The 12,846-nt window shown below is 64.3% G+C and carries 12 protein-coding genes and 1 pseudogene; 3 read left to right on the top strand and 10 right to left on the bottom strand.

Annotation, left to right across the window (positions count from 1 at the left end):
• On the bottom strand, positions 1-241 hold a 241-nt coding region (locus VG320_RS03715; protein WP_327198809.1), incomplete at its 3' end, for a hypothetical protein.
• A 77-nt stretch (positions 242-318) separates the two neighbouring features.
• On the opposite strand from VG320_RS03715, the gene VG320_RS03710 reads away from it, so the two are divergent.
• Positions 319-762 (top strand): hypothetical protein, encoded by a 444-nt coding sequence (locus VG320_RS03710; protein WP_327198808.1) that lies wholly within the window; start codon positions 319-321, stop codon positions 760-762.
• Positions 763-787: 25 nt separating this feature from the next.
• Here the strand turns inward: VG320_RS03710 and VG320_RS03705 are convergent, their stop codons facing one another.
• The 5 genes from VG320_RS03705 to VG320_RS03685 all read right to left on the bottom strand — a co-directional run bounded on the left by VG320_RS03705 (position 788) and on the right by VG320_RS03685 (position 6,819).
• The gene (locus VG320_RS03705) at positions 788-1,849 is read right to left on the bottom strand and encodes an ABC transporter permease (protein ID WP_327198807.1); all 1,062 of its coding nucleotides are present in this window, start codon (positions 1,847-1,849) and stop codon (positions 788-790) included.
• 4 nt (positions 1,850-1,853) lie between these two features.
• Entirely contained in the window at positions 1,854-2,876 is a 1,023-nt protein-coding gene (locus tag VG320_RS03700) for an ABC transporter permease (RefSeq protein WP_327198806.1), read from the bottom strand.
• The gene (locus VG320_RS03695; protein WP_327198805.1) at positions 2,860-4,431 is read right to left on the bottom strand and encodes a sugar ABC transporter ATP-binding protein; all 1,572 of its coding nucleotides are present in this window, start codon (positions 4,429-4,431) and stop codon (positions 2,860-2,862) included. The genes VG320_RS03700 and VG320_RS03695 overlap by 17 nt, the downstream gene beginning before the upstream one ends.
• 33 nt (positions 4,432-4,464) lie before the next feature.
• Entirely contained in the window at positions 4,465-5,505 is a 1,041-nt protein-coding gene (locus VG320_RS03690) for an ABC transporter substrate-binding protein (protein ID WP_327198804.1), read from the bottom strand.
• A gap of 231 nt (positions 5,506-5,736) precedes the next feature.
• Positions 5,737-6,819 carry a LacI family DNA-binding transcriptional regulator gene (locus VG320_RS03685; protein WP_327198803.1) on the bottom strand — a complete coding sequence of 361 codons (1,083 nt, stop codon included), beginning with the start codon at positions 6,817-6,819 and terminating at the stop codon, positions 5,737-5,739.
• Between the two features lie 200 nt (positions 6,820-7,019).
• On the opposite strand from VG320_RS03685, the gene VG320_RS03680 reads away from it, so the two are divergent.
• Positions 7,020-8,009: an aldose 1-epimerase gene (locus VG320_RS03680; protein ID WP_327198802.1), complete on the top strand. Its 990-nt coding sequence runs from the start codon at positions 7,020-7,022 to the stop codon at positions 8,007-8,009.
• A gap of 17 nt (positions 8,010-8,026) precedes the next feature.
• Here the strand turns inward: VG320_RS03680 and VG320_RS03675 are convergent, their stop codons facing one another.
• A complete protein-coding gene (locus VG320_RS03675) occupies positions 8,027-8,338 on the bottom strand; it encodes a hypothetical protein (protein WP_414695961.1) in 312 nt (103 codons plus the stop codon).
• Positions 8,339-8,563: 225 nt separating this feature from the next.
• Here VG320_RS03675 and VG320_RS03670 point away from each other — a divergent pair, with 225 nt between their 5' ends.
• Positions 8,564-9,922 (top strand): MFS transporter, encoded by a 1,359-nt coding sequence (locus tag VG320_RS03670; RefSeq protein ID WP_327198800.1) that lies wholly within the window; start codon positions 8,564-8,566, stop codon positions 9,920-9,922.
• Positions 9,923-10,023: 101 nt separating this feature from the next.
• Here the strand turns inward: VG320_RS03670 and VG320_RS03665 are convergent, their stop codons facing one another.
• The 3 genes and pseudogenes from VG320_RS03665 to VG320_RS03655 all read right to left on the bottom strand — a co-directional run.
• Positions 10,024-11,142, bottom strand: a complete 1,119-nt coding sequence (locus tag VG320_RS03665) for a CAP domain-containing protein (RefSeq protein ID WP_327198799.1) — start codon at positions 11,140-11,142, stop codon at positions 10,024-10,026.
• Between the two features lie 391 nt (positions 11,143-11,533).
• Entirely contained in the window at positions 11,534-11,887 is a 354-nt protein-coding gene (locus tag VG320_RS03660) for a DOPA 4,5-dioxygenase family protein (protein WP_327198798.1), read from the bottom strand.
• Between the two features lie 204 nt (positions 11,888-12,091).
• A pseudogene (locus tag VG320_RS03655) lies at positions 12,092-12,846 on the bottom strand (threonine ammonia-lyase, biosynthetic); the annotation flags it as partial.

Here is a 12,846-nt window from a genome sequence, read left to right as displayed (position 1 = left end):
CGTAGTGCTGCTTCATACACGCCGTGATTTTCTCCTTGTTAGGGATCTCGCTCACGCAGAAGTGAAAAGCATCGCCGCGACAGGCGTGATCCTGCTCATCCTGCGACGCGGCATAGCCCGGCAACGTCGTCGTCGCCAGCGTGAGCGTTACCGCCAGCATTGCGCCCACGCGCATCGGGTATCGGATTGTTGTGCTCATAACGCGATCCTCGTGGTGATTGTTCTGGTCGAGCAACTGCAAACGTCGTTCCCGGCACGACGTTTGCAGCTACCGCACATCACCACAAGAGGCGCTGCCACTCACGCAGCGATTTCAACATGCCACTAGATCTCGCCCGCAGCGCTCCGGCCATCGCCGCCGCACTCCTGTTACTCGCGCCGCTCGTCTCCCACGCCGACGACAGCGCGAGTCCCTGCGCCGCGCTCAAACGCATCGTCGCGGCCGCACCGCAGCATTTCGCCTCACTGAGCCCCGATGATGGCCGCGCCGTCGCCCAGCCGTATAGCGACGATGCGCAATGCGCCGCCACGCATGGCACCTATCAATGCACATGGAGCACGCGCAACGCCGACACCGGATCGGGCACGGACGCCCTCGAAGGCGTAGGTGCCGATATCGCCTCGTGCCTGCCGAACGCCACGCACGACGGCAATGCACCAGGACGCCAACACTTCTATCTAGGAGAGCGCGGCAGCCGCACCGAGATCACGGCGCAATCCGATGGCACGACCCGCGTCAAATTGACAGTTTCGAAGCAGTAACCCGACGCCCCCTAAACCGAAGCCGTCAAGTACGCGCAGCACCTCGCGGCGCGGACCCCTTGCGCCCGCCGCCGCTCGCGCGGGCAGCGCCGTGCCGACGACCTGTCAGCACCGTCTGCACGATCACCGCAGCGAGCAGAAACGCGCCGCTCGCGAGATTCTGATAGTAAGGGCTCAACGTCCCGACCTGATTGATGACGTTGTCGATCACGCCCAGCAGCAGCACCCCCGCCAGCGGCCCCGCCATCGTGCCCACACCACCCGTCAGCAACACGCCACCAATCACCGCAGCGGCAATCGACTGAAGCTCATAACCGGTTCCCGCCGCCGCAAGCCCCGAATCCAGATGCGAGGCCAGCAACGCGCCCGACAGTCCGGCAAGTGCGCCCGACAAGCCATAAGCCAGCACCTTCACACGCTCCACTCGCACGCCGAGCATGCGCGCCGCCTCCTCATTACCGCCGATCGCAAAGATCGCCGCGCCGAAGCGCGTGTGATTGAGCAGCACCGCCCCAAGCGCATAAACGACCGCCAGCACCCAGATCAGATTATTGATGCCAAACAGCGCGCCATTGGCGATATGCGCGAAGAACCCCGGATTGGCGATCAGCAGATCCTGACTCGCGAGCACCAGCGCGAACCCCTTGAGCCCGAGCAGCGCGGCCAGCGTCACGATGAACGGCGCCATGCGTGCCCGCGCGATCAGCAGCCCATTGACGATGCCGATGAGAAACCCCGCCGCCACGGGCGCCAGCATCGCCGCGCCCCAGCCATACGGTGCGGCGTAAGCGGAGAGCACAGTGCCAAGCCCCACCATCGAGCCGACCGAAAGATCGAAGCCGCCAAGAATGATGACCAGACTTTGCCCCACGGCGACGAGGCCAAGGAAAGCACTATTCGACACGATATCGGCGAGATTGGCTGGGCGCAGAAAGTCGGGAAACACGAAGCCCGCGATCAGCGCGACCACTACGAGCATGCCGATTGCGCCGCGCGACTGTACGAGTGCGATGATCTGCGCGCGGCGGCTCGCGCGTGGGGCAGCGGCAGATGTTGAAGAGGATGCCGGCGTTGCGTCGTTGGCCATGTGGTCAGCCTCCCGAGCGTTGCAGATACAGCGCGACGACGATGAACACCGCCTTCAGGATCTGCGCATACGTAAAGCTGATGTTGTTCATGATGAAGCTCGCGTCGAGCACCTGTAGCAACAACACCCCGAACACCGCGCCGACGATCGAAATCCGTCCGCCCGAAAGTGGCGTGCCGCCGATCACAGAGGCCGCGATCGCGTCGAGTTCGAAGTTCACGCCCACGTAGTTCGGATCGGCCGCGCCAAGCCGCGACGAGGCGAACAGCCCCGCCAGTCCAGCCAGCGTGCCGCTCACCACATAAACGAGGAACAGCGTGCGGCGCACCGGAATACCCGCGAGGAACGCCGCGCTGCGGCTCGCGCCTACAAGGATCGTGTAGCGCCCGAAGGTCGTGCGACGTACCACGAACGCCACCACGGCCGCGAGCGCCAGCGCGATCAGCATGACGATGGGCACCGGCCCAAGCGCACCCGCGCCGAGCAGATCGAAGGCCGGCGCCTCGGGCAGATTCACACGCGAGCCGCCGAGCAGCGCCTGGGCGAGACCACGCGCCGCCACCAGCAGCGCCAGCCCGGAAATCAGCGGATCGATAGCGAGCAGCGCGACCAGCGCGCCGTTGCACAAGCCAGCCACCGCGCCCACCGCGACGGCCCCTACCAGCGCCGTGCCCACGCCATAAGGCAGGAACACGGCAATCGACGCGCTCGCGAGCGCCATCACGGAGCCCACCGATAAATCGATGCCGCGTGTAGCAATTGCCAGATTCTGGCCCAGCGCAATCAGCACGATAGGCGCAGCCTCGAACAGCAGACTGCGCGCCGCGAACGGATTCGAGAAACCCGGCGTAATGGCCAGATTGAACAGCACGAGCGCGGCCAGCGCGAAATAGACGCTGTTCTCGCGCAGCAGCGTGAGCCAGGCCGCGCGGCCGCGCGGTCGTTCGCCGGGGGCGGGTGGCACATTCGGCGCGGGAAAATTCGAAGGACTCAAACGATCCTCGTTCGATTCAAGCTTCGTGGCCATCAGCGTGTGGTCCTTGCCCCGCCAGCACGGCGAGCACGTCGTCGGGATGCGCGCCCGCCGTGGGCATGCCGCCCTGCGTCGCGCCTTCGTTGAGCATCACGAGCCGGTCGGTCAGCGCGAGCAGTTCCTCCATTTCCGAGGACGTCACCACCACCGCCAGCCCTTCCTGCGCGAGCTGCTGCACCACGCGGTGCACCTCTTCCTTCGCACCGACGTCGATGCCACGAGTCGGATCGTCGAGCAGCAGCACGCCTGGCTGGGTGGACAGGCAGCGCGCAATCAACACCTTCTGCTGATTGCCGCCAGAGAGCGTAGTGATCAGCGCGCCCGGCCCCGCCGTCTTGACGCCCAGGCGCGCAATCGCCTCGCGCACCACCTGCGCTTCCTTCGCGCGCGAGATGAAACCAAAGCGCGAAATACGCGGCAACAGACTCGCGACGATGTTTTCCCGCACCGAAAGACGCGGAAAAATGCCCTCGGCGCGCCGGTCCTCTGAAAGAAAAGCGAGACCGCGGCTAATCGAACGCGCAGGCGTCGCATGCGTGAGCGGCTGGCCGCTGAGCTTCACCTCGCCCGCGTCGGCCTTCTGCGCGCCGAAGATCGTCTTGAAGGTTTCCGTGCGGCCCGAACCCAGCAGCCCGGCAAGCCCCACGATTTCGCGCGGCGCCACGCGCAGCGCCACATCGCGCACACGATTGCCCCATTGCAGCCCATCGACCTGCAGCGCGGGCGTCGTTTGCGCGTTCGCATCGGCGCGGCCCGAGCGGTCGGTCCATGCATGTTCGCCGGCGCTTTCGCGTCCGAGCATCGCGGCAATCAGTGCCGCACGCGGCAATTCATCGGGCGTGCCCGTGCGCACCACGGCGCCGTCGCGCATCACCGTGAAGCGGTCGCACAGCCGGTAGCACTCGGACAGTCGATGACTCACGAACAGCAGCGCGATGCCTTCCGCGCGCAGCCGGTCCACCACTTCGAACAACACATCCACTTCCGCGCCGCTGAGCGCCGAAGTCGGTTCGTCGAGAATCAGCACGCGCGCGCCCAGCGACACGCCGCGCGCAATCGCCACCATCTGCTGCGCGCCCAGTCCCAGCGTGCCCAGTTTCGCCGCCGGATCGACGGCCAGCCGGTAACGCTGCACGATTTCGGCAGCGCCATCCAGCATGCGCCTGCGATCCGTCAGGATGCCGAAGCGTTTTGGTTCGTGGCAGAGGTAGATATTGTCGGCGACGCTGCGCTCGGGAATCAGGTTGATCTCCTGATACACGGCGCACACGCCCGCGCTTTGCGCCGCGCGTGGGCTATCGAAGGACACGTTCGCGCCATCGAGCGTCAACGCGCCGACATCGGGTTGATGAAAGCCCGTAAGCACCTTGATGAGCGTCGATTTGCCCGCGCCGTTTTCGCCGACAAGACCATGCACTTCGCCCGCGCGCAAGGTAAGCGAAACGTCGCGCAGCGCGCGCACCACGCCGAAGGTTTTCGACACGCCGCGCGTCTGCAGCACGACGCGCGGCTCGGCACTGGAAAAGGATGCGTCGCCTGCTGCGCTCATCGTCATCGCCTCGCTTTTGCGTGTGCTTCTGGCTTAATAGACCTTGCCCGCCGCCAGCGACGACTTGGCGTTCGACTTGTCGAACAGCGCGTCGTCCATGATCTGCTTTTGCGGCACCGGCTTGCCCGCGATCCAGTCCTCGAGCGACTTGAAGGCAAGTGGGCCGAAGCGCGGATTGGTCTCGACGTCGGCGGCCACGATGCCCTGGTCGATATCGGTGACGATTTCCTTGGTGCCGTCGATCGACACGATCTTCACGCCCTTGAGCTTGCCGGCCTGGCGCAGTGCCGTGATCGCGCCCACCGTCATGGTGTCGGCGTGCGTGTAGACGGCGTCGACGTCCGGATGCGCAAGCAGGATCTGCTCCATCACCTTTTGCGCTTCGGTGGTGGACCAGTTGGCCGTCTGCGCAGCGGCGATCTTCATGTTCGGGTAGGCCTTCAGGCCCGCCGCGAAGCCATCGGTGCGCTGGCTTTCGACGGTGTTGCCGTAGCCGCCCTGGATTTCGGCGATCACGGCCTTGCCGCCGGTCGCGTCCGCGAGCGCCTTGGCTGCGCGTTCGCCCTGCTTGTAGAAGTCGGAGCCGAGGAACGTGATGTAGTCCTGGCAGAAGGTGCCCGCCGTCAGGCGGTCGATCGTCACAACTGGAATGCCCTTGGCGCGCGCCTGCGCGAAAGCGGGCTGCAGGCCAGTGGAGTCGTTCGGCGCGATGATGAGCGCCTCGGCGCCCTGGTTGATCATGCTTTCGATGTCGGCGACCTGCTTGGCCTGGTTGGCGTTCGCATTCGTATACAGCAGGCGCTTGACGCCCGCCGCCTTGGCGGCCTCGCGCACCGAAGCCGTTTCGGTCGCGCGGAACGGATTCTGTTCATTCTCGGATTGCGAGAAGCCCACCACCATATCGCTCAGCTTTTTGCCGCCGGGCTTGGGATTGGTGCAGGTTTCGCTGGAATTCGACTGGACTTTCTGCGCGCCGGAATCGGACTGCGCGTAAGCGCTGCCCGATACGGCGGCGGCAAGGGCCGCACACAGACCGGCGGCAATGAGGGCGGACTGGATTCGTTGACGACGCATGGCTGTCTCCTGTCGGCTGCGTCCGACGCTCAGGTCTCCCCGTGCGTCCTGCGCGGCCCCATGCAAAGCGGTGAATGACGTTGGCGGTATGGGCTGCGCCCTGCCGCGGCTTTGTTGTCTTTCCTGTCTTGTCTTTCTTACCGGGCGCCTTGCATACCGCGCGTCAGCGTGCGATGCACAAATCCGCCTCGTTATTACGAGCACTGCTCCAACTAATATTACCAGTCAGAATTAAGAGATATTAATGAGGGTATTCACGGGGGCAACGGGGTTGGGCGCGCATACCGAAGCGCGCTCGATCAGCGGTCCGTCGAGCTTCACGGTGCGGTGGCGCACCGGCGCGCCGGCGCTGCGGTTTTGCTCTTCCTGCAACAGCGTATCGACAGCCCAGCGACCCAATTCATAATTCGGCAGCACCACCGTGGTGAGCGGCGGATGGGTGTGGCGGGCGATTTCCTGATCGTCGTAGCCGATCACGGATACCTCTTCCGGCACGCGCAGGCCCAGTTGCTTGAGCGCCTCGATCGCGCCAATCGCCATCAGGTCGTTGGCGCAGAAGACCGCCGTGGGCGGATTCGGTTCGCGCATCAGCGAAAGCGTCAGTTCGAAGCCCTTGTCTGGGCTCCAATCTCCGTCACGCACGAGGCTTGGGTCGTAGGGCAGATCGGAGGTCGCCAGCGCCTGGCGATAGCCCTTGAGGCGATCCTTCGCCGCGTCCTGCCAGGTCTCGCCGTTGATGAAGCCGATGCGCCGATGCCCCGCCTCGATCAGATACTCGGTCGCGGTATGACCACCCGCAACTTCGGCCGGCACCACCGACGAGAGCGCATGGTCCGAGGCGTAACAGTTGAGCAGCACCGCGGGCACCTTGAGCAAGGCAGGCGGCACCGTGACCTTGCGCGTGTAGACGGTCGCGTAGATCACGCCGAGCACATTGGGCATGGCGAGTGTCTGCAGCACGCGCTGCTCCATCTGCGCGTTGCCGTGGGTGGAAAACACCGCGAGCACGCAGCCCGCATTCCAGGCGGCGTCGCGCGCGCCGTCGATGCTGACAACGGGATGCGGGCTGGTGGAAATTTCGTCGGCGATATAGACGATCAGGTTGCGATCGCCCGCCGGCGCGGGCGGCTGGGCCGCGCGTACCGGCAACTGGTAGCCGAGCGACTGCGCGACTTCGTGCACCTTGTCGCGGGTGGCCTCGGAGAGCTTGGCGCCGACCGCGCCGTTAAGCACGAGCGAAACCGTCGATTGCGACACGCCCGCGGCTTTCGCGATGTCGGTCATGGTCGGGCGGCGCTGGGTCGATTTTTTCATCGGATGGCTATGAGCTTGCGCGACCCGGCGGCAGAGGAACGGCCAGGTCCCGGGCGGGCGCTGGTGGACCGAAGCGTAGCACTAATATTTTTGCCGAACAATTGGCGTAAGTCGGCATGTGAAGTCGGGTTCAGCACATGGTTTCCGGTCTATATTATCAATTTATTAGTAATATTCTTGAGCCACCGGAGATCGCGCCTTTGAACGCCGCCCCGACGCCCCGCTCTTCATCCGCCCCGCCCTTCAATGCCGCCACGCTCGACGATGGCCAACTCGTCGCGCTGACGCACGGGCGCTCTCACGCGCTGATTGCGCCGCACGTAGGCGGTTCGATCGCCGCCTGGTACGACCAGGACAACCCCAAAGACCCGGCGCAGCACTGGCTACGCCCCGCGACGCGCGCGGCAATCGACGCGCGCGACCCGCTTGGCATGGCGAGCTTTCCGCTGATGCCCTACTGCAACCGGATTCGCGACGGCCGTTTTCGTTTCGAAGGCGAGATGATCGATCTGCCGAGCGGCACGGGCGCGCTGCGTCATGCGCTGCACGGCCACGCCTGGCGGCGTCCGTGGCGCGTGGAATCGCAGCAAGCCAATGCGGTCACTTTGCACTTCGTCCACGAGGCGCCGGCACGCGGCGGCGAAGGCTGGCCGTTCAGCTACGAGGCGCGCCAGCACATCACGCTCGACGAAACAGGGCTGGCCGTGCGGCTCTGGGCGCGCAATCTGGGTTCGCGCACCATGCCGTTCGGCTTCGGCCATCATCCTTATTATCCGAAGCCGCCCGGTACGCGCCTGAGCGCTCGCGTGCGGGCGATGTGGGAAATCGATGCCGAAGTGCTGCCGGTCACACTCAGCGCGCATCCCGCTGTCGATGCGCTGGAAAACGGGCTGATCGTCGACGAATTCGATCTCGACAACAACTTCTCGGGCTGGCGCCGCGAGGCCCTGATCGAATGGCCACATGAAGGCCGTCGGCTGGCGCTACGCGCGGGCGCGCCGCTCGACTATTTCGTGCTCTACAGCGCCCAGGGCCTGCCGTGGTTCTGCGCCGAACCGGTCAGCAACACGACTGACTGGCTCAATCTTCAGCTGGATGGGCTGGCTGGGCGGCTCGACGTGGGCGGCACCGCGCTCGCGCCCGGCGAAGTCGTCGAGGCTCAACTGAGCTGGATTCCAGGACGCATCTAGAGAGCGCCCGGAGGACGTTACATGCCCTGCGGCGGATGCAGACCCGCCTGCGGCGCGCCGTAGCCGCCCGACTCGGCATTATTCGGCAGGCCGTTGGTCAACTGGCCGCGCGGATCGGTTGGTCCGAGCGGCATTTCGCCCGCCTGACGGTTGCCATGCGTCGGATATTCGCTGCCCAGCGGCGCATTGGGCATCAGCGCAAGGCTGTTCTGCGGCGAGCGCAGGTCGTCGTTCTGCGAAAGCTGCGCGAACGCGCCGCGCGCGGGCAATCCCGCCACCAGCGCCACCGTCAAGGCGAGCGCGCCCGCGCGCGCCGTTGAAACAAGCATCCGGTTCTTCACGTCGATCTCCTTCTGCACAAAGACTCAGGTTCGACACGCCGTCACGCGGCATGCATAAATAAAGATACGCCCGTCGCGCTTGCCCGGATGCACTCAAGAAAGTCCCCGATATCGCGCCAGCCCGCAGACGGGTAGGATGACGTCCTGAGTTCGCATAGCGAATTTGTGTGCGCTATTTGCGAACTTCGCATGAGATCAGAGGAGACACCTTTCATGAGCCGCAGTGCCGTCAACGTCCAGACGTTCATCAACGAGCATCCGTTTTCGCCGTTCCAGTGGTTCATCTTTCTGATGTGCTTCGCCATCGTGCTGCTCGACGGCTTCGATACGGCGGCCATCGGCTTTATCGCGCCTTCGCTGCTCGGCGAGTGGAGACTCGCCAAACCCGCGCTCGCGCCGGTGCTGAGCGCCGCACTTTTCGGCCTCGCTTTTGGCGCGCTCGCTTCCGGGCCGCTTTCCGACCGGCTCGGCCGTCGCGCCATGTTGCTCGGCTCGGTGCTGGTGTTCGGCGTGGCGTGTTTCGCTTCGGCGTTCGCCGACAGCATCGACCATCTGGTCTGGTTGCGCTTCGCCACCGGCGTGGGGCTGGGCGCGGCCATGCCGAACGCCGTCACGATGATGGGCGAATACTGCCCCGACAGCCGCCGCGCCACCATCATCAATCTGATGTTCTGCGGCTTTCCGCTGGGCGCTGCATTCGGCGGATTTTTGGCGGCGTGGATGATTCCGCACTTCGGTTGGCGCAGCGTGCTGCTGCTCGGGGGCGTGACGCCGCTCGTGCTGGCCGTTCCGCTCGCACTGCGCATGCCGGAATCGGTGCGCTATCTGGTGGCGAACGCCAAACCGGCCGAGCGCATCCGCACGGCGCTCGCGCGCATTTCCGCCGACGCGCAGGCCGCGCAGTCGTTCACCATGACCGAAACCGCGCCGCACGCCGACGGTAAGGGCATCGGCGTGGTGTTGTCGGGCCGCTATCTGGTCGGCTCGCTGATGCTGTGGATCGCGTATTTCATGGGCCTCGTGATCTTTTATGCGTCGATCAACTGGATGCCGCTGCTGCTCAAGGACGCCGGCTTGCCGCCCGCGCGCGCGACGCTGATCGCGGCGCTATTCCCGCTCGGCGGTATCGGCGCGGTGCTGTGCGGTGTGCTGATGGACCGCTTCAACGCCAACCGCATCATCGCCGCGTGCTATGCGCTGACTGCGTTGTCGGTCTGGATGATCGGCCAGGCCGTGGGCAATGTGGGCGCGCTGGTGCTCGTGGTGTTCGCCGCGGGCGTGCTGATGAACACGGCGCAATCGTCGATGCCCGCGCTCGCCGCGGCGTTCTACCCGACCCAGGGGCGCGGCACAGGCGTCGCGTGGATGCTGGGGATCGGGCGCTTCGGCGGGATCGCCGGATCGTTCCTGGTCGCCGAACTGGCGCGCCGTCACTTCTCGTTCGCGGGCATCTTCGCGACCATCGCCGTGGCGGGTCTGGTGGCCTGCGCCGCGCTGCTCGTGAAACAGGCCGCGCGGCCGCACGCCGTGCAGGCATCGCCGGACGCACCCAAGGAATCGTTCGGGCATTGATTACCGTTGCGGCTCGCGATATCACCGCAAGCCGCAAATCGCAAACAAAAGGGGCCGCAGTTGTGCACCGCGGCCCCTTTGCATTTCAACCTTTGCGCCGATCAGAACTTCGGCAGCGGGCGATTCGACAGACCTTGCTCCGCGTTGTGCGCCACGCCCGACGCGGCCGTCGTGAACGTCCACAGCACGTCGATCGGGTGCGTCTGGTTCGAAGCGTCGGTCAGCGTACCCTTCACGTGCACCGAGTAGGTCGTGCTGGCCGCAAGCGGCGAGTAAGGCACGCACAGCGCGGCGTTCGACAGTTCGCTCGGCGTGGTTTGCGGCGTCTGCGCAAGGCACGGGATGTTGGTGCCGTTGGTCGCCGTGATCGTGAAACTCATCGAGCTGAGCGTCGAACCGAACGCGCTCTGGATCGTCACCGGATAACCGACCGTGGTCATTTCGTACTGCGTTGCGCTCGCGAACGGATTCGGGTCTTCGTTGGCGAACCAGCTGGTCGGCACGCCTTGCTCGCCCGCGTACGGATAGGCGACGAGCGAAGTCGCCGATAACGTATCGGCGCTGGTCGAACCAAAGTCGATGTTGAACGCCTCCCAGTTTGCGTTGGCCATATAACCCACGCCCATCGACGTGAAGTCGTCGAGCATGACGATGCGGTGGAACGGCGCGTCGAAGAGCGTCTCGACCGGCGAGACGCTGTCGCTGAACGCCGCGGGCTGGCCGGCCACAACCACTTCGCCCATCATCGTGAAGCTGCCTTCGGCCTGGATACGCGTTTGCGGATCGGCGCCGGTGAAGCCTGGGTTGCCCGCCGTTTCGGTGTGGCCGTAGGCCTGGTTATCGACCAGATACGTCGCGTGATCGCCCGAGGCGGTCGCCAGACCCGCGTTGCTGGGCAGCGCCGTGAGGCCGACGTTTTTGCGCATCGCGTTGATGTAGGCCGCGCCGTCGGTGCTGGCGTTGCCGCTCGCGCCCGGCAGCGCAGTAATCTGCGAAGCCGGCGTGATCAGGATCGCGCTGTTGGTGGTCGCGTTCGACTGCGCAGTCGTTGTCGTGGTGGTGGCCTGCGCCGTGTTGCTGCTGCCGTTCGACGAGTTATTGGCCGCCGAGCTGCCCGAACTGCCGGATGAGCCGCCGCCACCGCCACCACCGCCGCAAGCTGCGAGCAAGGCGCTCGCGAGCAACGCGAGCGCTTCGAATCTGAATTTTGAAAACCGCATATCGTGCCTTGTAAAGGTTCTTCGTGAAGCAGCGTCGGCTCACTATGCCGCCGCCAGATGCAGGCGCGCCTCCCTTGCTGCTTCGGGTCCTGGCGACCCCAAAATCCGCATATCGCCTGCTATTCGTCTACAGAAAGCGATTGCAAAAATTTGATTGCGCGTCCTGACTAACGGCAATACAGAAACGAACTTGAGTTGAAACAGCAGAAGAGAAAAACAGGCACGTTTTACCGGTGTGGCCGGCAAAACGCGCGATTATGCAGGAATGCAAAGAGGGCTGGAACGGACTTTTACACTTCGTTTCAGCGACGATCCGACTCAGGCGCGAGCATCGGATACGGAGGGTTTTGTCTGATTTTTATTTTGATGTGCTTGCTAATTTATTCTTGCTTCAGCCACCGAGTGCCGCGAGATTGAGTGCATATGAATTGCCAATCCAGACCGCTGCGTCGCGATGATCGCGCAGGTCGTCGCCGGTGTTGGGATGCACGAAGATATCGAGCTTGCCGTGATTGACGACGAGCCACGCGAACACGGCCGCAAACCGTTCATTTGTCACAGCAAGCTGATAGGACCACATCGGATGCGGACCAACCGGACGCTCATGAAAGCGGCCGATTTCCACGGCGTCGCCAATCTCGGAGGCGATGGTTTCGCGCAAGGCCCAGGCGGTATCGCGCGTATTGGCGTCGAAGTAAATGTGAGCGTGCCAGCTGGCAATGTTGGCGGGATCGGCAAGTGTCATGGTGTGTGTTCTCGAAGCGCGGGAAGTGTCGTTGAAACTCTATTTTGCCGCTAAATGGGTTTTCACTTGCGCAATCTCGGCACGATGCAATTCGATAATTCCCAGCCCGATTGAATAGGTATCCTTTTTAATTTTTTCTTTGTTCTGCCGCAGAGAGACGCCCGCTAAGGCGCAGGGCATCTCTCGTAAATAACGCGCTTTCGCTTACTTCAGGAACAAACGATAAGCCGGATTCTGCGTCTCTTCCCAATGCGGATAACCGAGCGTCGCGAGGAAGCGGCGGAACTCCGCATCCTCCGCGGCCGGCACCTGGATGCCGACCAGAATCGAGCTGTAGTCCGCGCCCTGGTTGCGGTAGTGGAACAGGCTGATATTCCAGTTCGGCGCCATCGACGAGAGGAAGCGCATCAGCGCGCCCGGACGTTCCGGAAACTCGAAGCGGAACAGGCGTTCGTCGTGCGCGAGCGGCGAGCGCCCGCCCACCATATAGCGGATGTGCTGTTTCGAGAGTTCGTCGCCGGTCAGGTCGACGCTCGGGAAACCGTGTTCGACGAAAGCCCCGGCGATCTGCTGAGACTCACCGCGATTGCGGATCTGCACGCCGACGAAGATATGCGCGCGCTCGGCATCGTCGATGCGGTAGTTGAATTCGGTGACGCTGCGCGTGCCGACCAGTTCGCAGAAGCGCCGGAAGCTGCCGCGCTCCTCGGGGATCGTCACCGCGAACACCGCTTCGCGCGCTTCCCCCACTTCGGCGCGCTCGGCGACGAAACGCATCCGGTCGAAATTCATATTCGCGCCGGAGGTGATGGCGATCAGCGTCTGATCCTCGATGCCCTCGCGCTCCGCGTATTGTTTCGCACCTGCCACCGCCAGCGAGCCCGCGGGTTCCAGCACGCTACGCGTGTCCTGGAACACGTCCTTGATTGCCGCGCACAGAGCGTCGGTGTTCACGATCA

This window comes from Paraburkholderia sp., assembly GCF_035948235.1.
Taxonomy (GTDB): domain Bacteria; phylum Pseudomonadota; class Gammaproteobacteria; order Burkholderiales; family Burkholderiaceae; genus Paraburkholderia.
Note: the sequence above shows the minus strand (reverse complement) of the source record. Positions and strands in the feature narration are given on the sequence as shown.